The sequence below is a fragment of the Leptospira yasudae genome (genome assembly GCF_003545925.1).
GTDB lineage: Bacteria > Spirochaetota > Leptospiria > Leptospirales > Leptospiraceae > Leptospira > Leptospira yasudae.
In genome coordinates this window covers 227,501-251,887 of record NZ_QHCU01000006.1, presented here as the reverse complement: position 1 = coordinate 251,887, position 24,387 = coordinate 227,501, and the positions used below count along the sequence as shown (strand labels likewise).

Annotated in this window: 25 protein-coding genes (1 of these 25 running past the window's edge); 16 read left to right on the top strand and 9 right to left on the bottom strand. The window is 46.9% G+C overall.

Translation table 11 applies throughout. The annotated features are described in order from the left end of the window. Positions 1-2: 2 nt before the first annotated feature. Positions 3-293 (top strand): 4a-hydroxytetrahydrobiopterin dehydratase, encoded by a 291-nt coding sequence (locus DLM76_RS17650; RefSeq protein WP_118966009.1) that lies wholly within the window; start codon positions 3-5, stop codon positions 291-293. 269 nt (positions 294-562) lie between these two features. Here DLM76_RS17650 and DLM76_RS17645 read toward each other — a convergent pair whose 3' ends face one another. Further along, positions 563-1,288 carry a response regulator transcription factor gene (locus DLM76_RS17645; protein WP_069609813.1) on the bottom strand — a complete coding sequence of 242 codons (726 nt, stop codon included), beginning with the start codon at positions 1,286-1,288 and terminating at the stop codon, positions 563-565. Between the two features lie 238 nt (positions 1,289-1,526). On the opposite strand from DLM76_RS17645, the gene DLM76_RS17640 reads away from it, so the two are divergent. After that, positions 1,527-1,946 carry a DUF4279 domain-containing protein gene (locus tag DLM76_RS17640; RefSeq protein ID WP_174714596.1) on the top strand — a complete coding sequence of 140 codons (420 nt, stop codon included), beginning with the start codon at positions 1,527-1,529 and terminating at the stop codon, positions 1,944-1,946. Here the strand turns inward: DLM76_RS17640 and DLM76_RS17635 are convergent. Next, complete coding sequence (locus DLM76_RS17635; protein WP_118957238.1) at positions 1,935-2,261, bottom strand: anti-sigma factor antagonist; 327 nt, start codon at positions 2,259-2,261, stop codon at positions 1,935-1,937. The two genes, DLM76_RS17640 and DLM76_RS17635, sit on opposite strands and share 12 nt — an antisense overlap. A 101-nt stretch (positions 2,262-2,362) precedes the next feature. On the opposite strand from DLM76_RS17635, the gene epmA reads away from it, so the two are divergent. From epmA to DLM76_RS17620, 3 genes are all read left to right on the top strand, one after another. Next, positions 2,363-3,310 carry an EF-P lysine aminoacylase EpmA gene (epmA, locus tag DLM76_RS17630; RefSeq protein ID WP_118966008.1) on the top strand — a complete coding sequence of 316 codons (948 nt, stop codon included), beginning with the start codon at positions 2,363-2,365 and terminating at the stop codon, positions 3,308-3,310. A 52-nt stretch (positions 3,311-3,362) separates the two neighbouring features. Beyond that, positions 3,363-4,529, top strand: a complete 1,167-nt coding sequence (locus tag DLM76_RS17625; RefSeq protein ID WP_118957010.1) for an OmpA family protein — start codon at positions 3,363-3,365, stop codon at positions 4,527-4,529. A 352-nt stretch (positions 4,530-4,881) separates the two neighbouring features. Continuing rightward, positions 4,882-7,155: an aconitate hydratase gene (locus DLM76_RS17620; RefSeq protein WP_118966007.1), complete on the top strand. Its 2,274-nt coding sequence runs from the start codon at positions 4,882-4,884 to the stop codon at positions 7,153-7,155. A gap of 267 nt (positions 7,156-7,422) precedes the next feature. Here DLM76_RS17620 and DLM76_RS17615 read toward each other — a convergent pair whose 3' ends face one another. Continuing rightward, positions 7,423-8,127: a TetR/AcrR family transcriptional regulator gene (locus DLM76_RS17615; RefSeq protein ID WP_118957012.1), complete on the bottom strand. Its 705-nt coding sequence runs from the start codon at positions 8,125-8,127 to the stop codon at positions 7,423-7,425. A 373-nt stretch (positions 8,128-8,500) separates the two neighbouring features. Here DLM76_RS17615 and DLM76_RS17610 point away from each other — a divergent pair, with 373 nt between their 5' ends. Together DLM76_RS17610 and DLM76_RS17605 are read left to right on the top strand one after the other, a co-directional pair. Then, positions 8,501-10,162 (top strand): ArnT family glycosyltransferase, encoded by a 1,662-nt coding sequence (locus DLM76_RS17610; protein ID WP_158586397.1) that lies wholly within the window; start codon positions 8,501-8,503, stop codon positions 10,160-10,162. Next, positions 10,159-10,509: a Cys-rich protein gene (locus DLM76_RS17605; RefSeq protein ID WP_118966005.1), complete on the top strand. Its 351-nt coding sequence runs from the start codon at positions 10,159-10,161 to the stop codon at positions 10,507-10,509. Before DLM76_RS17610 ends, DLM76_RS17605 begins: the two co-directional genes overlap by 4 nt. 130 nt (positions 10,510-10,639) lie before the next feature. On the opposite strand, the gene DLM76_RS17600 is transcribed toward DLM76_RS17605, so the two are convergent. Beyond that, entirely contained in the window at positions 10,640-11,248 is a 609-nt protein-coding gene (locus tag DLM76_RS17600) for a lytic transglycosylase domain-containing protein (RefSeq protein ID WP_118957015.1), read from the bottom strand. A 98-nt stretch (positions 11,249-11,346) separates the two neighbouring features. Here DLM76_RS17600 and DLM76_RS17595 point away from each other — a divergent pair, with 98 nt between their 5' ends. Together DLM76_RS17595 and DLM76_RS17590 are read left to right on the top strand one after the other, a co-directional pair. Beyond that, on the top strand, positions 11,347-13,659 hold the full coding sequence (locus DLM76_RS17595) for an ATP-binding protein (protein WP_118957239.1): 2,313 nt from the start codon (positions 11,347-11,349) through the stop codon (positions 13,657-13,659). Continuing rightward, a complete protein-coding gene (locus DLM76_RS17590; RefSeq protein ID WP_118966004.1) occupies positions 13,659-14,336 on the top strand; it encodes an LIC_20245 family lipoprotein in 678 nt (225 codons plus the stop codon). Before DLM76_RS17595 ends, DLM76_RS17590 begins: the two co-directional genes overlap by 1 nt. 59 nt (positions 14,337-14,395) lie before the next feature. Here the strand turns inward: DLM76_RS17590 and DLM76_RS17585 are convergent, their stop codons facing one another. Further along, positions 14,396-14,824, bottom strand: a complete 429-nt coding sequence (locus DLM76_RS17585) for an Hsp20/alpha crystallin family protein (RefSeq protein WP_118957240.1) — start codon at positions 14,822-14,824, stop codon at positions 14,396-14,398. 115 nt (positions 14,825-14,939) lie between these two features. On the opposite strand from DLM76_RS17585, the gene DLM76_RS17580 reads away from it, so the two are divergent. The 3 genes from DLM76_RS17580 to DLM76_RS17570 all read left to right on the top strand — a co-directional run bounded on the left by DLM76_RS17580 (position 14,940) and on the right by DLM76_RS17570 (position 18,525). After that, the gene (locus DLM76_RS17580) at positions 14,940-16,877 is read left to right on the top strand and encodes a PAS domain S-box protein (RefSeq protein WP_118966003.1); all 1,938 of its coding nucleotides are present in this window, start codon (positions 14,940-14,942) and stop codon (positions 16,875-16,877) included. After that, positions 16,874-17,605, top strand: a complete 732-nt coding sequence (locus tag DLM76_RS17575) for a LytR/AlgR family response regulator transcription factor (protein WP_118957018.1) — start codon at positions 16,874-16,876, stop codon at positions 17,603-17,605. The genes DLM76_RS17580 and DLM76_RS17575 overlap by 4 nt, the downstream gene beginning before the upstream one ends. A gap of 248 nt (positions 17,606-17,853) precedes the next feature. After that, complete coding sequence (locus DLM76_RS17570) at positions 17,854-18,525, top strand: dienelactone hydrolase (RefSeq protein ID WP_118957019.1); 672 nt, start codon at positions 17,854-17,856, stop codon at positions 18,523-18,525. 41 nt (positions 18,526-18,566) lie between these two features. Here the strand turns inward: DLM76_RS17570 and DLM76_RS17565 are convergent, their stop codons facing one another. Next, complete coding sequence (locus DLM76_RS17565) at positions 18,567-18,767, bottom strand: YgaP family membrane protein (protein ID WP_118957241.1); 201 nt, start codon at positions 18,765-18,767, stop codon at positions 18,567-18,569. A 211-nt stretch (positions 18,768-18,978) separates the two neighbouring features. Between DLM76_RS17565 and DLM76_RS17560 the strand changes: the two genes are divergently transcribed. Genes DLM76_RS17560 through DLM76_RS17545 form a run of 4 tightly spaced genes read left to right on the top strand, consistent with a single transcriptional unit; the run spans position 18,979 to position 22,490 of the window. After that, on the top strand, positions 18,979-19,665 hold the full coding sequence (locus DLM76_RS17560; protein ID WP_118966002.1) for a Crp/Fnr family transcriptional regulator: 687 nt from the start codon (positions 18,979-18,981) through the stop codon (positions 19,663-19,665). A 21-nt stretch (positions 19,666-19,686) separates the two neighbouring features. Then, positions 19,687-20,496 (top strand): efflux RND transporter periplasmic adaptor subunit, encoded by an 810-nt coding sequence (locus tag DLM76_RS17555; RefSeq protein WP_118957021.1) that lies wholly within the window; start codon positions 19,687-19,689, stop codon positions 20,494-20,496. 6 nt (positions 20,497-20,502) lie between these two features. Beyond that, the gene (locus DLM76_RS17550; RefSeq protein WP_118966001.1) at positions 20,503-21,756 is read left to right on the top strand and encodes an ABC transporter permease; all 1,254 of its coding nucleotides are present in this window, start codon (positions 20,503-20,505) and stop codon (positions 21,754-21,756) included. Beyond that, the gene (locus DLM76_RS17545) at positions 21,753-22,490 is read left to right on the top strand and encodes an ABC transporter ATP-binding protein (protein ID WP_118966000.1); all 738 of its coding nucleotides are present in this window, start codon (positions 21,753-21,755) and stop codon (positions 22,488-22,490) included. Before DLM76_RS17550 ends, DLM76_RS17545 begins: the two co-directional genes overlap by 4 nt. 41 nt (positions 22,491-22,531) lie before the next feature. Here DLM76_RS17545 and DLM76_RS17540 read toward each other — a convergent pair whose 3' ends face one another. The 3 genes in view from DLM76_RS17540 to DLM76_RS17530 are tightly spaced (at most 4 nt apart) and all read right to left on the bottom strand, a layout consistent with a single transcriptional unit that may run on beyond the window. Next, on the bottom strand, positions 22,532-23,329 hold the full coding sequence (locus tag DLM76_RS17540; protein WP_118957024.1) for a hypothetical protein: 798 nt from the start codon (positions 23,327-23,329) through the stop codon (positions 22,532-22,534). Further along, complete coding sequence (locus DLM76_RS17535) at positions 23,326-24,237, bottom strand: hypothetical protein (RefSeq protein ID WP_118965999.1); 912 nt, start codon at positions 24,235-24,237, stop codon at positions 23,326-23,328. Before DLM76_RS17535 ends, DLM76_RS17540 begins: the two co-directional genes overlap by 4 nt. A gap of 4 nt (positions 24,238-24,241) precedes the next feature. Next, a protein-coding gene (locus DLM76_RS17530) for a 1-acyl-sn-glycerol-3-phosphate acyltransferase (RefSeq protein WP_118957026.1) crosses the window boundary here: on the bottom strand, positions 24,242-24,387 show its final stretch. The gene runs 1,006 nt beyond the window's last position; the window shows 146 of its 1,152 coding nt (coding positions 1,007-1,152); its start codon lies off the right edge, out of view; the stop codon is at positions 24,242-24,244.

Below are 24,387 nucleotides of genomic sequence, written 5' to 3'. Positions count from 1 at the left end.
TTATGAACGACCGCGAACTGCAAGACCTGAAAGAAAAAATTCCTTCGGGTTGGGAAGTGCGGTTCCGGGAAAGCGTCCCCTTCCTTTACAAAACGTATTCGTTTAACAAATACATGGGCGGAGTCGAGTTCGTAAACGCTCTTGCGAACATCGCCGAACGGATGGATCATCATCCCGATCTCTTCCTAACGTATCGGAAGGTTGCGGTGGAGATTTTCACCCATTCCAAAAACACAGTAACGGAACTCGATCTTCGTTTTGTGCAAGAGGCGGAGAAAGTTTATAAGGTTTAATCCTGCGTTAGGGATCATTTTGTTTCGACCCATAGTGAGAAACATTGAGTTTAAAAATTCTGGACGGGCTTCTTCTGAACTCGAAACGGCTCGCGTTCAAGAAGATTGTTATATTCAAAAGAATTGAAATGGCGCGTTTCCGATTGGAATGGAGAGCCCGACCGCGTAAGCGGCAACGCCCGTCGAATCGCTCGAAAATAAAAAAGCCCGGGGTTTAAAGCCGGGCTTTTGCGTTTCAAAGCGGGGGTTGCTTCGAAATCTTCCGGATCTTAGTCCGGGATTACGATGTTATCGTAGTTGTCCGTGAATCGGTAACCGATTCCCCAGATCGTTTCGATCCATTCCGGTTGAGCGGAATTTTTTTCCAGTTTGGAACGGATTCTTTTTACGTGGGAGTCGATCATTCTTTCAAAGCCGTCCCATTCCATTCCCCAAACCGCTTCGAGGATCATTTCTCTGGAAAAAACTTTTCCGGGAGAAGCCGCCATCAACTGAAGAATGTCGAATTCTTTCCGAGAGATGTTTACGATATTGTCCTTCAAAGTGACTCTTCTGCGAACCGGATCGATTTTCAAAGAACCGCGGATGATTTCTCCGCTTGCGCCGACGTTCGGTTTGATTCCGGCTTTTTTGTCCCATCTGCGGAAGAATACGTCCACTCTCGTCTTGAGTTCTCGAACGGAAAAAGGCTTCGTGATGTAATCATCCGCGCCCAACTCCAGTCCCATAATTCTGTCGATTTCTTCGTTTCTTGCCGTAACGATGAAAATCGGAGTGTTTTCGTCGTTGCGTCTGACCGTTCTACAAACTTCGATTCCGTCTATGTCCGGAAGGGAGAGATCTAGGATAACCATGTCAGGGTGATTTGCTTTATAAAATTTGAGTCCTTCTTCTCCGCTTGTTTGTAGAGTTGTTGAGTAGTGCGCCGAATCCAAGGATTTACGGATTAAATTTCCGATATCCGGATCGTCTTCGATGACTAAAATTGTTTTCATTACCAAGCCCCCGGTAGAGATTAGAGGATAAAATTACCTTATCTGCAACAGATAAAACCGATGAAATGTTAATAAAGGAATTTTTTTTATTCGCCACATTTTTACCAGATTCTAGGTCGTTTCATAATTTTGAGCCTTCGAGTTTCTCCGCCGAACGGTGATAAAACTGTGGATTGTGTAAAATTATAATCAAATATACGGAAAGTTTGAAAGTGTGTAAAATATCATGAGCCATCCTTTGTCCAACCCGCTCACATGGGCGATCCTCTCCGTCAACGAAGACGGACTCAACTCGGAATCCGTCACACGTGAGTTAGACCTCAAACCCGATTTTAGTACTCCAAGAATTGCCACGGACAAAGAAGGAAAACCTCTCGGTTTCGGTCACTGGCAGCTCCATTCCACGTTGGACGCACAGGCTCCGCTCGAAGATCATATTCTTCAAATTCTGGAGAAGGTGCTTCCTTCCCGTCATAAGGTGAAGGAGTTCGCGACGAAACATCATCTTTGCATGTACGTTTCGGTGGAGTTCTCGGATTACTCTCTCAAGGAAACGGAAATTTCTCCGAAGCTTCTTTTGCTTTTGGGAAACTTGGGGATCAAACTCGTGTTTCAACCTTGGAAGCGGGACGAAAAAAGAAGAAGGTCAGAAGACTAAGACGGCCTTGTCGAATCGATAGAATTGAATCAGTTTTTTAAAGGAAGGGCTCGCACCCGAGATGACGAGGGTTCTGTTTTTCAAACGAAGATCGAACGCGAAAGAAAGAATCTTCATCGCGACCGGAAGAGGCAGCACTTTGACGCCGCTCAGATCGAGTTTTACATGCAGACTGGATTGATAGAACACGAGAGCGAGGACGGACTTCAATTCGTCGAAAGAGGAATCGTCAAAGGAAGCGAAGAGAGGAATCACTTCCGTGGATTGGCGGTTCTTGCGGATTTCGAAATGTTCGTGTCTTTGAATCGGGTCCATGCGTTCCGTTCGCCGAAGAATTTTCGATCGGCGAAAAAAATCAAACGAGATCCTATGCTCTCTCTTTTTAAAATGGAATCAAGAGGAAAACGAATTCAAAGATGAACGAATTGAGCCGGGAAATTCTCGTCAAACGCGCCAAGTTCTTATCCGTTCTGCGCCGCTTTTTCGAGGAACGAAATTATCTGGAGATGGACACGCCTTGTCTCAAGGCGGTCCCTTCCATGGAACCGTATTTGGATCCGTTTCAAGTTCGATCTCCTTCCGGAAAAGAAAGGGGATTTCTCATTACGTCTCCCGAATATTCTTTGAAAGAGATTCTCTCCAAGGGTTTGGAAAGAATCTACGAGATCACCCACACTTTCCGCTCGGGCGAAGAAGGAAGTCCGTATCACAGCGCCGAATTTTTGATGCTCGAATTTTATACCGCCGGAATGCGACTCGACGGACTGATGGATTTTTGCGTCGAACTTCTCGAGGTTTTGGATCGAGACTTTCATCCTTTCGGTTTTGAGAAGAAGTCGGTACGCAGAATTTCCGTCGCAGAGGCTTTCCGTGAATTCGCGAACTGCGGAATTTCCAAGGAAGAATTGGACCGAACGATTTCGCTTAACAAACTCAGCGAGATTCCCGCGGAAAAAAGAGCAACCGAAGATTCCTTTTTTATTGTATTCTTAAATCTAGTGGAGGCGCATCTTCCGAAAGGTTTTACGTTTTTATACGATTATCCGCCGGAGTTGGCCGCGCTCTCCAAAATCGAATCCGGTTTCGGGAAACGTTTCGAACTCTATTACGGAAATCTGGAATTGGGAAACGCGTTTCAGGAACTGACCGATCCCGTGGAACAGATTTCCCGGTTTCGTTCGGAGCAGGTTCTTCGGAACAATCTCGGAAAGGAAGTTTTCCCGATCGACTCCGGTTTGGAGCGCGCGCTCAAAGAAGGGATTCCCGAATCGTGCGGAATTTCCATCGGTTTGGACCGACTTCTTCTCACCATTTTGGGCGGCGGATCGCTTCGGGAAATCAGTCCATATTATGGTAAGTTCTGATCAACAAATCGGCTCGAGCGACCGATCTTATAAAAGAGAGTAAAAACTTTGGTTGCAGGGAATGAATTCTTCCTTAAACCTTGGTGCGGCGGGGATCATGGCGAAAAAAGAGAACTACTACGTTACCATCAAAGGTAGAAAATACGATCGGGAGTTGATCAAACTCGCCGAGGAATTCACTTCCGGAAAACGGGACGGTAGAATTTCGGTTAACGACGCGAAACAACTCTTAAAGGCCGTCAAAGATAACAACAGTTATACGGACATCGAAAAACACACGATCGAATACATTCGCGAGAATTATAAATTTACGGAGAAGTCGGACGAATGGTTCCGCACTGAAATCCGCAAATGGGCCGCTAAAAAAGTTCAAGAAGCCAAAAAGAAAGGAACCTCTTCCCCGGATTCCATCGTGGTCGACGAGAACGAAGCCCCGGACGCGAATTTTCCGTCCAGCTGGTCCGACGACAAAGGAATCGGCGCTTACGAAACTCCCGCAAAAGATTATACGAATTACATTCCGACCCCGTCCGCAAAACCGCATCTGAAAAAGGACAAAACCGTTCCGATCCTGATTTTCTTAGCGGGACTTTTGATTCTCGTGGGATTGATCTATTTCTTTTGGACCTTATTCTCCGGGGAAAACAAGGATCGTTCTCGGGATTACGCGAAGTCGAAAGGAAAGTCCGAGGTCGTAACGGAAAAAGAATCTTCGGCGACTTCTTCGTCGAAAGAAACCTCCGCGCCGAAATCGGAAGAGAAGGAAACCGCAAAAGCTCCGGTCGTCGCCAAAACGAACGAACCGAAGGTCGAACCGAAATCTTCTTTCTCCTGGTTCGGTAAGAATAACTCGGAAGAATTGTCTTCCAACCCAAAATTCCGCCAGCTCGAAGAGAAGACGATCCGCTTTGAAAAGAACAGCATTCAAGTTCACAAAGAATCGAGACCGAATCTCAACCAACTTTCCCGTTGGATGCGGGAGGATTCTTCCCTTCGCGTAAAAATCATCGGACATACTTCTTTGGAAGGTTCCGAAGCCGCGAACCTAAAAGTTTCCCAGCTTCGCGCGGAGATGGTTCGGGATTATCTCGTCGGGAACGGAATTTCTCAGGATCGTTTTGAAATCGTTCCGAAAGGTGCGAGCGTTCCGATCGGAGACAACTCCAAGGAAGAAGGGAAGGAGATGAATCGCAGAGTGGAGCTGAGAATCCGCAACTGAGTTAGAACGCGAGACCCATAGGGAGCGTTCTGCTGAGTTCACGCGACCTATCGAACGACCTATCGAACGACCCATAGGGAGTGAGATACGAGATTGAGTTCCAGGAAGCGTTAGCGTTCTTGATTTCCACGAATTCCGAAAAAGTTATTTTTCAATCTCCCGTTTGAAAAATCCTATACAAACAAAATGCTTACAACAGCATGATTTTATAACTTGTCCCAACCACCAACCTTTCTGAGGCTCGGAAAGTTTGCCGACTCCAATACGCACGCCGGCCTTGTCTAAGGTTCTTGTCCTCCTCGATGAACTTCAGGGCATTCTTGGGGCAGGTGCATAACCTACGGAGAAAACAATGGCATTCGATATAGAAATGATTCGCGCCCGATACGCTAAGATCGGGGATCTAGTTACAAAAGCGAGAAACGTTGTTGGAAGACCTCTTACTCTTACCGAAAAAATTCTTTATTCCCACCTCTGGGACGGCGAACCGAAGACCGCTTATGAAAAAGGAAAGTCTTACGTTGACTTCGCTCCGGACAGAGTCGCGATGCAGGATGCTACGGCTCAGATGGCTCTTTTGCAATTCATGTCTGCGGGAAGAGACAAGGTTGCGGTTCCTTCTACCGTTCACTGCGACCACCTGATCCAAGCAAAAGACGGTGCAGCGGAAGATTTAAAAACCGCGAACAGCGTAAACAAAGAAGTCTACGATTTTCTTTCTTCCGTTTCGAACAAATACGGAATCGGTTTTTGGAAACCGGGCGCAGGAATCATTCATCAAGTAGTTCTTGAAAACTACGCATTTCCGGGCGGGATGATGATCGGTACCGATTCTCACACCGTAAACGCGGGTGGCTTGGGTATGATCGCGATCGGAGTCGGTGGAGCGGATGCCGTGGACGTGATGGCTGGCATGGCTTGGGAATTGAAGTTTCCAAAACTCATCGGCGTAAAACTCACCGGTAAACTTTCCGGCTGGGCTTCCGCAAAAGACATCATCTTAAAAGTAGCGGGAATTCTTACCGTAAAAGGCGGAACCGGTGCGATCGTGGAATACTTCGGCGAAGGCGCCGATAGTCTTTCCTGCACCGGTAAAGGAACGATCTGCAACATGGGCGCTGAAATCGGTGCAACCACTTCGGTGTTCGGTTACGATCAGAACATGAAGGAATATCTCTTAAAGACGAACCGCAAAGACGTCGCGGAACTCGCGGACAAAATCGCGGAACACTTAAACGGAGATAAGGAAGTCTACGCCGATCCTGCAAAATACTTCGATCAAGTCATCGAGATCAACTTGTCGGAACTCGAGCCTTATATCAACGGGCCGTTTACTCCGGACCTCGCGACTCCTCTTTCCAAGTTCAAAGAAGCGGTTCAAAAAAACAACTGGCCTACCAACTTGGAAGTCGGTTTGATCGGTTCCTGCACGAACTCTTCTTACGAAGACATTACGCGCGCCGCGTCCGTTGCGAAACAAGCCGCGGAAAAAAATCTCGAAGTCAAAGCGGAATACACCGTGACTCCTGGTTCCGAAATGATCCGTTATACGATCGAAAGAGACGGGCTCATCAAAACTTTCTCCGATATAGGCGGCGTGGTTCTTGCAAACGCATGCGGTCCTTGTATCGGTCAGTGGAGCCGTCAGACGAAAGATCCGGAAAGAAAGAATTCCATCATCACTTCGTTTAACAGAAACTTTGCGAAACGGAACGACGGTCTTGCGGGAACGCACGCATTCGTCGCGTCACCCGAAATCGTGACCGCGTTCGCGATCGCCGGAAAATTGGACTTCAATCCTCTTACGGACGCACTCAAAACCAAGGACGGAAAAGAAGTGAAACTCGATCCTCCTACCGGTTTGGATTTTCCTCCGAACGGTTTCGACGTAAAAGACGCGGGCTTTATCGCTCCCGCAGCGGACGGTTCCAAAGTGAACGTCGCTGTCGATCCAAAGTCGGATCGCCTCCAACTTCTTTCTCCGTTTACTCCTTGGGAAGGAAACGATCTCAAAGGCCTCAAACTTTTGATCAAAGCAAAAGGAAAGTGTACTACGGATCATATCTCCATGGCTGGTCCTTGGTTGAAATACAGAGGACACTTGGATAATATCTCCAACAACCTTTTGATCGGCGCGGTCAATGCGTTCAACGATAAGACCAACGAAGTGAAGAATCAACTTTCCGGAGCTTACGAACCGGTTCCTCAAACCGCAAGAGCGTACAAAGCGAAGGGAATAGGTTCCTTGATCGTCGGCGACGAAAACTACGGAGAAGGTTCTTCGAGAGAACACGCCGCTATGGAACCGAGACATCTCGGTGCGAGAGCGGTTCTCGTGAAGTCTTTCGCGAGAATTCACGAAACCAACCTGAAAAAACAGGGAATGCTCGCGCTTACGTTTGCGGACAAAGCCGATTACGATAAGATTCAGGAAGAGGATGAAATCGACATTCTCGGTCTGACTTCGTTTCAGGAAGGAGTTCCTCTGACTCTCGTGTTGCGCCACAAAGACGGTTCTTCGCAAGAGATTAAAGTGAATCATACGTTCAACGCGCAGCAGATCGCTTGGTTCAAAGCGGGAAGCGCTCTGAATCTGATCAGCGAAGAGCAAAGAAAGAAGGGCTGATTTTTAAGAATTTAGAAATCGTTTTTTGACTTTGTAAGGTCTTCCTTTCGAACTTCGATCGTCGAGGTTTCGTTAGGAAGACCTTTTTTGTTTGTGGGAACTCCTACTGTAAACGTTTCAAGGCCCCTCCCTGATTGGGTGGTGGAGGTGGGCTGGCGGGGAAAAAATCGGACAATTCCCCTATATCAGAAAAATCTTATATTTGCGAGCGGAAAATCGCTCCAAGATGTTTGTCGGAACTCCGACAGATTACGTCGTTCGTTCTTCTTATTTGGATTTTTTCTTTTCCGTTTCCGGTTCTAAACCTTTACGGAAGATTCTTGCGACTTCTTTGATGGTGGCTTGGATTTCAGCGGGAGGAATTTTATAAACGCATTGGCCCATAAAGCCTAAGGCAAAGGTAAGGGAAGAGATCGCATACGCGATGGATTTGAGATCCGCTTTCGGATCGATTTTCCCGGCCTTCTTGAATTTTTCCAACTCGGCCATAAACTCGGGAAGGGCTCTCGTATAAATTTTCTTTTGAATGATCTGACTGACTTCCGGGTCCAGGATGATCTGGCTCACCGCGACTTTCATAAAGTCTTCCGCGTCTCGAAAGTCCCTGCATTTGCCGGACATGGAATATTGAAGACTCGCTTCCAAGTCCTGATAACTTTCCGTAGTTTTGTTCGCGCGGGGAGGGGCTTCTTCTTGTTTGATGTCTTCGGATCGGGTGAGGATGGCTTCAAGGAGACCTTTTTTGTTTCCGAAGTATCGGAAGATCAGAGCTTCGTTCGCATTAGCAAGCTTCGCTATATCTTTCGTATTAGCAGCGTCGTAACCTTTCTTAGCAAACACCTGAATCGCAGCCAAAAGAATCGCTGTTTCCGTGGCGGAACGATCTCTTTTGCGAATCATCGTCTCACAGGCAGCCTCATCCTTCATTTGTTGAGCTTCTGAGTTGTTTGCCTTTGATTTAACCGACTTCATTTTGATCCCTATAAAAGTTAAGACTGGCCCAGTGTCACTCACTATTTCAGTAGAGTCCCGCTTCCTTCAAAAAGCGGAAATGCAAAGCATGCGATAACGTGGAGATTCGGAGAATCTTGTACTCCTTTAACCGACCTTAAACCTATTTTTTTCAATAAGACCTGACCGATACTTTTTTCCGTTCTGAATTTTATTCCTGATTGTCATTTTTTAGATTAGACGAAAAAGTTGCAATAAGTAAGTAAGTAATTACATATAAAGAAGGTGCAAAATGTCAGGCAATTCTTCTAAAAAAATAGAGTATTCCCTCGTTCCGGATGTTTCGCAGAAAGATTCCCTTCGAAAAATTTCCTCCAGTCGGAGAGATCTGCTTATGGCGGCCGTTCTTTTCGTCATTTCGGTGCTTTTCCTTTTCCCCAACCTAGGGTCGAGAGCCGTATTACCTCAAGGCGACGAGGAAATGCACATCGCGACGATTCGGGAAAGCATTCAAACCGGAGAGATTCTTTTTCCGAGGTTCGAAGGTTTTATGAATCTATACAAACCTCCCGTTCTTTTTTGGACGGGGATCGCTTCCGATTTGATATTCGGAATGAGTTTAACCTCCGAAAGACTTCCTTCTTTGCTTCTTTTTGCGGGAACCGGAATTCTGATCTACTTCGCGCTACGATTGTTCAAAGCGGGACCGATCTATTCGGCGATCATCGCTTCGAGTTATCTTCTGACTCTCGGAGTTTTTAAGTTTTCGAGATTGGTGATGATGGAAGCGTTGATGACGTTTCTACTGGCGGCTTCCACCTATCTACTGTTAGTTTATTTTAAAAAACGGAACCGTTCCTTTCTCGTCGCGGCGGCGCTCGTATCGGGCTTCGCTTGCCTTGTCAAGGGACCCTTGTTCCAAGTGTATTCGGGAACCTTGCTCGCAGGTTGGGCCTTCCTACACGCCTTTCAATTTCAGGCAAACGGAGAATGGTCCGGCAAAAAACGTTTGGTCCGAATGATTCTGGATCAGGTTCTGTTTCACGCGCTCGCACTCGGAGTTCTCGCCGCTTGGGGAGGAATTCTTACTTCTCTTTCGCCTGCGGGAAGCGCGTTCTTAAAAGTATTCTTTTTCACTGAGAACCTTGGTAAATTCTCATCTGCTACTACCAATCAGAATGAGTTCATTATCCTTTTGGGGTGGATCCTGTACTGTCTTCCTTTTACGCCGTTTCTTTTGGAAACGATGTCGAAGACGATCCTAAAGACTTCGAAGAGCTTCGGAGGAATGATAGGCAGGGTCCTTATTTTTTCGACTGTTGCGATTTCGATCATACACGAACTTCCCAATCGAAAGGATTATTATTATATTCTGCCGCTCATACCTCTTGCGTTCATCGGAGTGGGTTTGTATTTTTCGAGAAAGGATCAGGAAGTTTCCTTGTCCGGTCCTCTTTCGCGCAACTTCCGATTTTTGATTTTCGTTTCGATCGTTCTCGGACTCGGAAAGATTCTATTGGATTTTCGTTCGGGACAAGAGGCTTGGGTCGATCTGCTTTGGGTAGGCTTCGCGAATATCGTGGGAGCGTTCTGGATGATTCCCGATAAAAAGACGATTCTTTATAAGACTTCTCTTACGCTTCTGCTCGGAACCGGGTTCATGTTTTATTTGCAGCTTCTGTTGATTCCTTCGGTGAATCTTCCCGATGTACCGTTAACGGGAAGAATTCAGGAAAGCAAGAATCTCTGCGTCGTATCGGAAAACCCCTGGGTTTCTCTTACGTTCAAAAACGCGTTACCCGGAACCTCGGTGGAACATTCGCTTCCCGGAGCGCAGATGAATTGTATGGACGGAAAGAGGGACGTCGTATTGTATCGGGCGGAAACTTCTTTGCCGAAAGGATACGCGCTTGCGCAAACATGGTCGATCTGGAAACGCGATTTAGGACTTAAGGAAGTTCTCATACACCAGGATCTCTACGATAAGATCCGTTTTTACAGTCACGATTCTTCCTTTCTCCGGTCCGCGGAAGCGTCGACCGAGGCCCGAAGATGAATGCGACTCTTCGACATATCGTTCGATACGCTCCCGTCTACGCGCTGTTAGTTCTTATGCTCTCGGTCGTTTTGTTGAAATACGGAAGAATGGTTTCCAAAGAGGAATTCTATTCTTCCGAATCGAAGGATATTTGTCTCACGTATTGTACGAAGTTGACCGGTTGTGTGACGGAGTTGTTTCCGGGAGCGGTCGTTCAAGAGCAGATGGGGAAGATCGAAAATTCCTGTCTGCGCGGATGCAGAAAGCACTTCGATAAGATGCAGGTTTGTTTAAACGGAATTTCGACCGCGACCTGCAAATCTCTTACCGGTTGTCTGGAAACCGAGATTCAAAAGTATTACTGATTTGTGGGAACTCACACGGAGTTTGGCTGTGAAGTTCCCGTGTGAAAGCTCGGAATTTGTGGAATGAGACTAAAAATGTGGGAACTCATACGATTTCCGAAATTTCGAAAAAGTTCCGATCATAAACGAACTATTCGGAAAAATCTTTGTAATACTTTTTAACCTTCTCCACGTATTTCTGCGTTTCCTTATACGGAGGAATTCCTCCGTACTTATCCACGGCTCCCGGTCCCGCGTTGTAGGCCGCGAGCGCGTGATCCAGATTCTTGTATTTGCTCAAAAGATCGCTTAAGAATTTCGTACCGCCCGCGACATTCTCCGCCGGGTCGGAAGGATCTTCCACTCCGAGAAGGTTCGCGGTGGAAGGCATGAGCTGCATCAAACCGATCGCTCCTTTGGGAGAAACCGCATTCGCCTTAAATCCGGATTCGGCTTTGATCACGCTTTGAACCAAAGAAGGATCGAGGTGATTCTTTTCCGATTCTTTGCGAATGATTTCCGCGAGAGTAGGTTCTACGCCTTTTAAATCGCCTCGGGAATCTCTTCTCCAAGGTTCGGTTTGCAGGTTCGGTTCCGCGGTTTTTTCCTGAGCCGCCTTCAGAATGGAATCAAAGTTCTGCTGCGAGGCGGGAATTCGCTCGGGCGTCGGCGTTTCCCGGACGAATTGATTCGGAAGACTTTCGATTTCTCGAATTCGATTCAAAATCGTTTGGACTGTGGGAAGTTCTTCGATCCTCATATTATGTCTCTCGGAGAATTCTCCCGAAAGAATGATCTTTTTTTGTCTTTTTGAGGAAATTTCAAGGGATTCTTGATAAATCTGCCGCGTGCGAAATACTGCCTTTTGTGATCGAAATTGCAATCACATCCAGAATCACGGCGTTCCCGATCGTATACGCGAAGTCACGGGGCTTTTTTGAAAAAGAGGGAGTTTCGGTTCAGGTCCGCGTACTCGAAAACTACGACGCGGTTCTCGCTTTTTTAAGTTCGGGAAAGGTAGAAGCCGGAGAAATTCCGTTTACGACTTGGCTCGATCTTCATTTCAAAAAGGCGGCCCCGAACAAATCGATTTATCGAGGAATGATTCTCTCGAGAATGATCCATTCCTTTTATTCGAGATACAATTCGACCGCGGATTCCATCTTGGAAGGAACTCCGTATCTGATTCCGGTTCTGCAAAGCACTTCTCTCGATAAATTGCTCGCTCAGGAATTTCTAAGTTCGAGTCGTCTTCGTAAAAAAATCTCCGCTTCCTTCGTGTATTCCCGATCGTATCTTTTGGAGAACGAATTTGCACAAACGGGAACGCTCGGCCTCGTGGGTTCCGTTCAGGAATCCCATTTTTTAAACAACGGGTACCGCATTTCGGACGGAAGGGATCTTCCTCCGTATCGATTGCCGGTCAACATGCTCGCGTTTAACGGAAGATTTGCGAGAACGTATCCCGATCGCATTCAAAAAGTGCAAACCGCTTTGACCCGAGCGATCCAATCCTTGATCGAGAACACGAGCGTTTCCACCGAACACGTGATTCAGGAAAGTATTCCCGAGTTCAAGATCGAAGCCGAACAACTGCATTACTTTTACAAACAACCGTCCCAAGACTTAAAGGAAATTCTTTCTCCGGTCGCGGCGTCGGAAGAGTTGGAATATCTTGGAAGAATCTACTGGAGATCGATGGGACATCTCGCCGATCCTCCTCCGGTTCTTTTGGAAGCTCTCGACTTTGCCGCGCAGGAACCGTTCCCTTCGTACCCATCCGCGTTTAAAACGAAAAAGACGGCGCTGATGGAAGAACAGTTCAGCCGTAAGGACGAGTCGAACAAACTTTTACAACAAGCGGGCGATCGACGCGAACTCGGGGATTTGGTTTCCGATCTTCAGAATCTCGTGTTGAACATCTACAATTCCAAGAAAGGAGTCCGTCTTCCGATTCTTCCTTTGAAAGGAACCGCGTCCGCGATCCGTTCCGGAGTCAATTCGATTCTCGACTTTCTCTTTCAGGAGATTCGAAGTCAGGAAATCCGTACATCAGCAATCGATAATGTTCTTATGATGCAGGGTCTGGAGATGGACAAAAGAAGCATCGAGCTTCAATTCTCGGACGATCGATTCAATTATCTTTTCGAGTTTTCACCGATCCCCGTCATTCTTCTGGATTCCGTTTCGGGAGCGTTGATTGCGGGGAATTATAATTTTAGAAGTTTGACCGGCTACAGTAAGGACAACATCACCAATCTCAGGCTCGAAGATCTGTTCCCCGGTTTGAACGAAATGGGCGATTGGTCCTCTCCGACGAAGTCCGCCGAAACGATGTTGCGCGTCGATCAAGCGAAGATGAGACTTCGGGACAAATCGGAGATGGGAGTTTCCTTGAGCATCACCGCGTTGTTCGAACGCGCGCGCAAAATCTATCAGGTTCATATCCTTTACGATTCGGAAAAGAAGGAAACCGAACAAGCGAAGCACGAATTCATTTCCAATATCAGTCACGAACTTCGTTCTCCGATGACGAACATCCAAGGTTATTTCGAACTTCTCCGCGCGGAATTGAATTCTTCCATTTCCAAAGAACAAGTCGGAATGTTGGACGTGATCGAAAAGAACATCAAACGTCTGAATCATCTCATCGAAAACCTGTTGAAGTTCGAAGAAGTTCGGACGGAAGACAACTCCGGTTTGATCGAGAACTTCGATCCCGCTCTCGTCATCGAGGAAGTCGTATATTCGAACGGGCCATCGGCAAAGGAAAAAGGGCTCGGAGTCGAACTCAGTTTGATCAAGAAGTTGAAAGTGCGCGGAATCCGTTTCGAATTCTCGCAGGTGATCACGAATCTTTTCGTCAACGCGATCAAATATACAGAACGGGGAAAGATCGAAATCCGAATGATCGAATCGGGAACCGGCAAACTCGAAATCAACATCAAGGATACGGGAGTTGGGATCGATCGACAATACGTCGAAAAGGTGTTCGAACGTTTTTTTAGAATCCCGAACGATCGAAACAAACGGATCGGCGGAACCGGACTGGGACTTCCGATTTCCAGAAGCATTCTTCATAAGATGGATGGGGAAATCACCTTGGAATCCCGCGTCAACGGCGGGAGTAATTTCCGCATCTTCCTTCCTTTGCAGAAACAGGAATCGTGATGAACAAAAAAATCGCATATTCTAGTATTTTAATTCTTTTATGTATTTCCGCGTATTTCGCTTTTTTCGACGGAGAAGGTCCGTTCGGCGGCGGAAGTTCCCGATCGGGTAACGAGCGTTTGGCGGGCGGTCTCAGCCGAGACACGGTCAGTCGGGAAGAAGGTTCTCTCTTTGAATCCGGAAATTTTTTGGACTTCTCCAATGCGAGCGAGTCGGATACAAACGTCGCTTCGACCGGAGATGCGTCCTCCGCGGAAGCGGCGGGCGGTTATTCCAATCTTTCTCCCGAGGAAAAGGAACGAATCCGGAAGGAAGTCATTCAAAAAGTAAAACCTTTGGCCGACCGCTTCCCGAATAACAGCCTCATTCCGAGGGAGTTGACCAAGGAACAAGAAGAGAAGAAAAAGAAGGACGAAGAAAGAATGGATGAAGTGCGCGCGGCCCTTCTCGAAGGAAGAGAAGTCGCGAAGCCGGAAATGACGTTTTATCTGGATTCTAAGATCAAACGTTCGGACGATATGACCGAGATTCTGGAATACAGCGTGCAGTTCTTTAAGGACGCGGGAAGAAATTATCCGGCTTCTTCCCTGAAAGTGATCGAAGAACGGCTTCATTCTCTGCGTGAAAGCAAGAACGAACTTTTAAACGCAAAAAAGAATTTGGATCAACCTCAGTAAAAAAATCGCCCGAACCGACCGTTCATCGATTCGGCGGAACTTCGTATGGAATTCTTTCCTTACTGAACGTTGATCTTTTGTTCCGCTTTCTTCCCGTCCGCGCTTTGCGGAAGCGTGAGTTTTAGGATTCCATTTTCGTATTTCGCGGCGATTTTTTCCCGGTCTACGGTATCGGGGAGGTTGAACGAACGGCTAAAGGATGAATAATTGTATTCCCGTTTGCTGTAGTGTTTGTCTTCCTCTTTGGATTCCGTTTTTTTCGTTGCACTGATCGTCAGCAAATCCCCTTCGAGATCGATCTTGAAATCCTTCTTATCCAAACCGGGAGCGGCACATTCCAATTCGTACCCTTCTTTCGTTTTGACTACGTTTACCGCAGGTATATGACGCACCCAATCCTTTTGCAGGAACTCGTTCCAGTTGTGGAAGAAGTGGTCCAAGTTATTCAGACTCAAAAAGTGGTCGTGAGTTTTTGCGAGACTGTTCATAAAATTCTCCTTTTGTTTGAAACGAATTTTTATCATCCTTGTTTTGTTCGGTCAAGATTGGCTTGGGTGAACAGCCGGAATAAGGCGAGACCTGCAAATTTACAGGATTTTCGGAATGGAAGAAACACAAAAAGAACTGAATCGGTTACGAAATGTCGTCGATTGCCTGGAAATGTTGTCCGGTTTATACGGCAAGGCCGTGGACTTGGAAGAGGCGTTATCGAAAATTTTAGAACGATTGTCCCAGGTTGCTAATTGTCTGTACGGCCAAGCCTGGCTTTTCGACGAATATGCGAATTCCTTTTTGCTCGAAGCCGTTTTTCTTCCGGATCGATCGGTTTCTTCTTCGCATTCTCCGCAGGAAAAGAACAACGATACTTCCTTAAAAATAGCGCCGAACGGCCTTGTTTACGATCGATTCTTTCGCAATCAAAACAACGCTACGATCGAGTGGAACGTTTCATTCTCGCATACGTTTTCGGTTCCTTCTCCGCTTGCGGCCCGTATCGGATCGATTTTGAATATTCCGATCATCGACGGCGGTGAAATCATCGGAACCTTTCTTCTATTTTTGGAAACCGGTTCCGAACTGAAGGAAGATTTCGCGGCCGAATTGAGCTGCGTTACGCGTCATTGGGGCGGTCTGATTTCGGAAAAACGTCTTCGCAGATCCCTGCAGGAAAGCGAAGGAAGAATGCGGAAGGTTCTCGAGAACATGCCGATTCTCTTTATGGCGGTGGACAGCGGATTTCGTCTCGTATCTTGGAATCACGAATGCGAACGGGTGATGGGTTATTCCGAAAAAGAAGTTCTTGGAAAAGAGGAATTCCTTCAGGAAAAACTTTTACCGGAATCCAATTCCGGATCTTTGATGAAGATGGATTCGAAAATTTTCGATTCCGACTTTAAGAACTGGGAACTCGAACTCATCGCCAAGGACGGAAAAACGAAGACGATCTTCTTATCCAATCTTTCCTCCGAGTTTCCTTTACCCGGTTGGGAAAAATGGTTCGTCGGCGTGGACATCACTCACACAAAAGAGATCGAACGCGAGTTAAAGGGTTCTTTAAAAGAATTGTCCGATTTTCAAACCGCGTTGAACGCGGTTTCCATCGTTGCGTTCACCGATCGGGCGGGAACGATCATCTACGTGAATCAAAACTTCTGCAATATCAGCGGTTATTCGCGGGACGAACTTCTCGGACAAAATCATCGCATCATCAACTCCGGTTATCATTCGAAGGAATTCTTCAAGGATCTTTGGAAGACGATTTCCAAAGGAAAGATCTGGAAGGGAGAAATCAAGAACAAGGCTAAGGACGGAAGATTCTATTGGGTGGATACGACGATCTCTCCGATCTTGGACGAAACCGGAAAACCGTATCAGTATCTCGCGATCCGAAACGACATCACCGAACGAAAGGAAACGGAAGAGAAGGCGAGACACGCAGAAAACAATCTGAAGACGCTTCAGGATAGAATGAGTCCGCACTTCCTATTCAATACGCTCAGCATCATTCATTCGTATCTGCAGACCAATCCCGAACTCGCGGATTCTGCGATTCTTATGCTTGCGGATAATTATCGGTTTCTTACCGATCAAGCGGTCAAACAACTCGTTCCGTTCGACGTGGAATGGGAGTTTATGGAGAATTATCTCCAGCTGCTCAAATTGCGCTTTTCCGATTTTATCGACGTAAAGGTGGAGAAGATCGGAAACTTCAGCAAGTGCCAGCTTCCGCCTTTGACCTTGCAGCCGATCGTCGAGAATTCCTATCTTCACGGACTGCGAAACAAAAAAGGAAAAGGGACGATTTCCGTTCACGCGTTTATCGAAGGAACAAAAACCCATATCTTAATTCGAGACGACGGGGTCGGACTCAAATCGGATATGATCCATTCCAGAACTCTTACGAACATCTCGGATCGACTTAAATTTTATCTTTACGAATCCGAAGTGAAAATCGAGAATCACCCCGAAGGCGGCACGGTGGTGACCGTAACTTTTGATAAACCGAACAACGAAAAACTTTCGGATTCAATCGGAAAATGACTACGGGAAGAGAATGGAAAACGATGATCGTGGAAGACGAGGCTCCCACTCGGGAACTTCTCGTTAACTTTTGTTTGTCTCGTCCCGAACTCAAACTTTGCAAAGTAGCAAAGGACGGAGAGGAAGCTCTCGAATTTCTTTTAGCCGAACCGATCGATCTCGCCTTCTTCGACATCAATCTTCCCTTGCTTTCCGGTTTGGAAATTTTGGAACGGCTGGAAGTTCCTCCGTATATCATCTTCATCACTGCGTTGAAGGACAAGGCGATCGAAGCGTTCGAGTTGGGAGCGATCGATTATCTGCTAAAACCTTTCTCGAAGGACCGCTTTTACAAAGCCGTTGATCGCGCCGTTCAGTTTCTCGATCAAAAGGTGGAACCCGCTTCCAAAAACGTATTCAACGAACACGGACTTTTCATACTCGAAAAGGAGAATCACTTTCTCATTCCGTACAAAGAAATCAATTACATCTCTTCTCGCGACAACTTCAGTCTCGTTCATACGGACGCGAGAGAATACGTCACGTATAAATCCTTAAAAAGTCTGGAAACCAAACTTCCGCCGACTCGCTTTTTAAGAATCTATAAACAATACATCATCAATCTGGAAAAACTGTCTCACCTTCAAAGCGACAATATGGGAAATTATTCCGTGTATTTAAAGGACGAAGAGGAAACACAACTCCCTGTCGGCCGCAAATACATCGCGAAGATCAAGGAACTTCTGTAACTTAAGTGCCAAGTTTCCCGCAGTTTCGCCTAACGTACAATCGGTGAGATCTCCGCAAAAACTTCTCCTTCTTTTTTACCCTCTCATTTCACCGAAAACCTCTCCCATTCGCAACATCCCCCGGGAGTGATTGACCTCCCGTTCCGAATCGATTACGATTCTTCATCCGTGCGGAAACTCCGCGCGCCGAGACGCGCTTTGTTGTAAGAGCGGGCGTTTCGAATTCGGAAAAAGCGTTCAAACGATTTATGATGAGGGAAAGAAAAGATCATAGCAAAACCATCGCCATTCGAGTGAATCGAATCGGCTTGAAGGGTGAACTGCGTCTTCCTCTTCATTCCAAATTGCTCGTGATTACGGTATTGGGAGAGAAGGACGGAAAACATCAGGAACGCTTCGACGCTCTTTGCCGGACTTTGTACGCGAACGGGATCGGTACTTTTTTTCTGTCCGGGCTTTTGACCGAAGACGAGAAAAAAATCTCCGCAAATCTTTTCGACGAGTCCCTGCTCGCGGACCGATTGGTGGAAGTGACGAAAAAGTTAGAAGCGCTTTCCGAAACCAAAGGACTGAAGTTTGCGTATCTCGGTTTTTCCAATATCGCCGAAAGAATCTTTCGTGCCGCTTCCACATTGAAGGGAAAAATCGAAAGTCTGACTTTAATCGGAGACGGATTGCTGCCTTTGAACGTCGTGTTTAGCGACGTTTCGATCCTGAACATCATCGGAGCCCTCGATTTTAAAACGATCAAATCCAATCAGATTTTTCTGAATCGTATCGAAACTCCGTTGAAAAAATTGTATTTGATACCCGGTTCTCCGAGTCATTTTGAAGATCCTCAAAAATGGAGATTGGTGTCGGATACGGTTTTAAAATGGTTCTCTCACCCGGAACGGAGAAAGCTGGAGTTCGCCGAATAAAGAACCCGAGCCGGGTTTCTGAAAACCCGGCGATCTTTGTTTCACTTCTTCATGGGGCAAGTGCTGAATCCGAATACGGAGTATAACGGACACCATCCCAAAATACCGGTTCCTAACGGAACGAACCCCGCCACCAACATGACTGTTCCGATCACTCCCTGAGTCGCATATCCGAAACCGATGAGAGCGATTCCCAAAACGATTCGAATGATGCGGTCGATTGTTCCTTCGTTGATTTGCATAGCCGACTCCTTGTTGTTTGTTACAAGAATTGAATGCCGAAAATCGAATTTCGCAAATCCGAATCGATTTTATAGGGAATGATAATTATCATCCGATTTTTCTCCTCTAAATCCGCCGAAAACCGTCCAAATCCGCCTCATACCCCGTCGCCCGTTGACGGATCGATCGAATCGGAGTATGAATGAATCACTCCGAAAGAGGTAGATAAGCATGAACGCACTCAAAAAAACCTTCACACCGATCCCAGAAAACGACGTAACCTCTGAAAAAGGTACCTTGCGATTGGTGAATCCTTCAAGCTTCAATCAAGATAAGAAGATCAAGACTTTCGTGAAAGGAGAGGTTTTATTTCGAGAAGGCGAAACTTCCAAAGGATTCTATATCATTCTGAAAGGAGCGGTTCGCGCTTATCGTGCTTCCAAAAACCAGGATAAACAGCAGACATTTAAAATCCATTGTGTAGGAAGCTGGGTCGGATTGAGGGATTCGATCGGAGGAGGAAAGTATCTTCACAATGCGACCGCGCTCGAGGATACGGAGGTGCAATTCATATCCGAATCGGAATTCAGGCTTCTTCTGCAGGCGGATTCCGGATTTCGGGACTTGGTTTTCGATCGAATCGCGAATGAAAGCAGAGAAGCCGAAAATAAGATCTATTCTATGGGAACCCGCCAAGTGCACGCGCAGGTAGCCGAATATCTTTTAGAGAGCATGAACGAACAGGGACAGGAAATTGAACTTCCCTTTACGCGGGAGGTTATGGCTTCGATCATCGGAGTGAAAACGGAAACCCTCGTTCGGACCCTTTCCGATTTAAAATGCAGGGGTTGGATCGAGATCGATAAGAAGAAGATCATAGTACAAGACAAAGAACATCTCGCGCGATTGCTGGATTGAATCGCCGGAAACGTACGTTAAATGAATCTAATTCGAGCTTATTTTAAAATCGTAATCGGATCTCGCTGGGGACGCGTCGCGCTCTTGGGAGTTTCTTCGATCATTATAATATCCGTATTTTATATAATCCTAAAGAACAAACGATCCGAGTTTACTCCCAAGGTCGGACCGATCGTAGAACTGGTGTATTCGCTGGGAACGGTAAAGTCGGAACGGGTCTACCATCTCAAAATGGGCGTGACCTCCTCGGTTCGCAAGCTGTATGTGGAGGAGGGCCAGGTAGTAAAGGCGGGTCAAATGATTCTCATAACGGATTCCGGGGTTTCCTTTACAGCACCGTTTTCAGGAACGGTCACTTCTCTCTTATTTCAGGAAGGCGAAATCGTCATGCCGGGAACGCCCGTTCTTACGATGATGGATTTGAACAAAACATACGTCCTTCTTTCCCTGGACCAGGATTCTATGTTGCGGATTCGCACCGGACAAAAGGCGGAACTAAGCTTCGAGAATTTGCGCGGCAATAAGATGCTCGGGAAGGTCAGCCGGGTTTATCCTTCCGACGGTCAATTTTTTGTCCGTGTAGACGTGGACTCGATGCCCGAAGGAATTTTACCGGAGATGACTGCGGACGTCGCTCTGGAAGTGGCACGTAAAGAAAACGCGGTGTTGATCCCGATTCGAGCCGTCGAAAAAGGCAGAATCCGCGTTAGACGAAACGGGAAAACGTTCTGGATACAAGCGAACGTCGGCGCCGTCGACGGAGAATGGTGCGAGGTCTTGGAAGATTCCGTGCTGCCAACCGATACGGTCTTTTTAAACGGAGAAAAGTAGACCCTTATGTTTTTTCTCGCGATTCGGCAGTTGTTAAAGAGGCCGCAGCAGACTTTTCTGACTTTTTTGGGGATTCTCTTGGGGACCGCCGGATATGTCGTTTTTTCCGGGATGATGTTGGGCTTTCAGGAATATATCACGGATCAACTCGTGAACAACGACGCGCAGATCCGCATCTCTCCCAGAGACGAAGTTTTAAAGAAGGAAAGTTTCGAAGGAATTTTCTCTCCCGACTCGACCGTACGATGGATCAATCCTCCTTCGGGAAAAACGGATTCTACTCAGCTAACAAACGTTAAAGGTTGGTTTTTGAAATTGGATCAGGACGAACGCGTGGAAGCGTATGCCCCGCAGCTCAATAGACAACTGATCTTCAAATTCGGAAAGCAGACCTTGCCCGGAAAACTGCAAGGGATCGATCCCGCCCGTCAAACCAAAGTGACGACGATCGGTAAATACGTGGAAAAGGGGAATCTTCGCGATCTCGATCGGGGAGGTGATATGATTTTCGCCGGTTCCGGATTGTTGGAAAAACTCGGCGCCGAAACCGGCGATACTCTTCAAGTGGTTACCACGAACGGTAAATTATCCAACGTCAAAGTCGGCGGAGTCTTTCGAGTCGGGAATCGAATGATCGACGATACGACCGTCTACGCGTCTCTGAGGACGGTTCAACGAATCACGCAGTCGAACGGAGTCATATCGGAAATCGCCGTTCGATTGATAGACGTTTCGAAAGCGGCCGATGTCGCCACGGAGTGGTCTTTTTTCACCAAGGACAAGGTTCAAAGCTGGGATCAAACGTATGAAAGCGTGTTGTCCGTGTTCAAAACGCAGAATATCGTAAGAAATACGACTACGTTCACGATCATACTAGTCGTCGCTTTCGGAATATACAATGTTTTGAATATGGTTGTGAATCATAAAAAAAGGGAAATCGCGATTCTTCGGTCCGTCGGTTTTGACGAAGGAGATACGATCCGACTCTTTATCATACAAGGGCTCTTGTTGGGTTTGCTCGGAGCAGCTTGCGGTTTGATCGTGGGGGCGATCGCGTGTTACGCTTTGGACGGTTATCCGATCGGCGGTAAAACGACCAAGGGACAAGTGATGATCAACGTGATGAAGATTTCCTGGGATTATACGATCTACGTTAAGGCTTTCAGCTTATCCGTGATCACGAGCGGAATCGCGGCTTATATTCCCGCGAAGTCCGCGTCGAAACTTTCTCCCGTCGAAATCATACGGGGTAGCGCATGAATCCGGGGCGATCCTATACGAGTGAAAAGAAGGAAGAGGCCGCGATCGCGTGCACTTCCTTATCCAAACGTTTCGGAGAACCGCCTACATACGCGGTGCAGGACGCGGAGTTTCGTCTGCAGCGGGGAGAGTTCGTCGCATTGACGGGAAGATCCGGTTCCGGAAAATCCACTTTGTTATATATGTTGAGCGGATTGGATCAGCCGAGTTCCGGAAAGGTGTTCCTGAACGGAATGGATCTATTTTCGATGCCGAGCAAGGAAGCGCATATATTCCGAAATCTGAATATAGGGTTCGTATTCCAATTTCATTATCTTCTGCCCGAGCTGACCGCGATCGAAAATATATTGATGCCGACGCGTAAAACGGAAACGAATATCGTTAAGCGGGACGAAGCGAGGCGACTTCTCTCCGAGTTCGGATTGGAACATTGTAAGGACAAATTTCCCTCCCAAATGTCCGGGGGCGAGCAGCAAAGGACCGCAATCGCGCGGGCTTTGATCATGAATCCGATTTTTCTGTTTGCGGACGAACCGACCGGAAATTTGGACACGGCAAACGGGGATAAAGCTATGGAAATCCTAAAGCGGATCAACCGAGAAAACAGAACCACCGTCGTTTTCGTGACGCACGACCCGGATTATGCGGCTCTGGCGGGACGCAGAATCAACATGGTGGACGGAAGAATCCATTCCGATTCCCTGCAAAAGACGAGTAAGGCGGCTGCCCGTTAAAAAACGCGTTGCCCGCGCCTTCCACTTTAGAAGTTTCTAATTTACGAATGTTTTCGTTTCTTTTTGGCGGGAGTTTTCTTTTTCGGCTTCGCCTTTTTTTTGGGAGATTTTTTAGAGGCGGATTTTTGGGATTTGCCGGAACCGCTTGCCGCACCCGGAAGTTTCATTCCTGAAATCGTATACGCGAGTTCGATCAATTCCTCCAAACCCAAAACGCCCATGATGTGAAGGTTCTTTTCGAACCCGAGGGTTCTCAAAAACACCAAAAGATTCTGAACGCCGAAGGCTTCGATCAACCTCGGAATGTCTCCGATTCCGCGTTGACGGATCCAGATCCCCGATTGCTGCGGAGTCAATTCGGCGACCACGGGAATCAGTTTGGTGGGCGGGACCTTTAAGGAAAGTTCGATGAAGTTCTGAACTCCCACTTCGTTTAACAAAGCGATCGATTTGTGGGGACCGATGTTTTTTAAAAGTTCCGCGGAGGATTCTTTTCCGGTCTTTAAGGACATTTCCGCGATGTCGGCCGCGGGAATGGAAGTGGACAGTAAGACGAGATCGTCCATCGGAATGCTATTTGCAAAATACGTAATGTCTGCCGGACGAACCGTGGATAGAAGTTGTACGAGGGTTTCTTCCGGAATTCGGTTTAAAAATTCGATGATTGTTTTTTCGTCGAGATTCTGGCTGATGTACAAAAGGGTTTTGTGATCCACCTTCTCCGAAAGGGAATACAGTTTTTCATAACCGAGTGAACGAAACAGTTGAAAGGATTTTCCGGTACCGAGTTTGTCCAGGTATTCGAGGGCCTTTCCGATCTGATTGATCACTTTTTTCATCCAAGCACATCCTCCAGCAGATCCGTTACGAGCCCAGTCAGCGGCTTTTGTTTGTGGATGGCAAGAAGGTTTTCCGCGGTCGTTTTAGAAACGGAATTTTTAAAGCGAACATATTCCTCTTCGGAATAACCCAGAAACTCCTTCAAGGTTTCTCCTCTGTATTCGTTTAACACCGCGTCCCTGAAATTCTCGTAAAACTTTTCTATGCTTTGTTCCAAAAGGGGATCTTTGGAAACAGCTTCTCTCAGTTTTTCCAAATGTTTTCGGAGATCGGCGGATTCGAGATGTCCGATGTCCGCAAAGCCGGTTTGAAAGAGGATCTTCAGCGTGTTGCGGAGAAGAATCTTGCCCGCCTCGCTTTCGGAGGAAGAATGCAGAACCTCCGCCATCTTTTCCGTAAATCCCGGAAGCAGAACCGAAAGAAAACCGGAGATCTGCTTCTCGAAACCCGCGGCTTGAAACACACCCGCAAGAGGGTTCAGCTTTTTATTGAATTCTACTAATATCTTTTCGAGACCTTGCGAAAACATCTCCTGTATCGGAGATTGATTGAGGATCTTCATCAAAAACATCTTAGAAGGAGCCGCGACCGTTCCCGCCGCGAGTTCCAAGATCGCTTCCTGCGTATCGGCGCTCATCGCTTCGGAAACCGAGTTGAACGGAAGAAGCGTCCTTACATCCAGACCTTGTAAGATGATTCTCGCTTTTTCTTCCGGAACTCTGAGCCCCGCGACCGGTTCCAAGGAGACGGAAATTTTTTCCGGCAGCAACTCTTTCAGGGTGGAATCAAAAACGAAGTCGAAAATTCTTCCGATACTTTTCTGAACTCGTTCCGGATTTTCGATCCAAGCTCTTGCCGAGGATCTAAATTCTTTTTTAGGGGAGAAGAGGCGTTTCCAAAATCCCATCGAATCAAATTCCCGAATCGCTTAAAGAAAGAAGAATTTTATCCAGCTCCGGTTTGTGAAAGGTGAGCTGGTTTGCATGATACAGGAACGGATTTTTCTTTCTCAAATTCCTCGTGTCTCCTTCCTTATGAAGAAGTTTTTCCGTAGCAA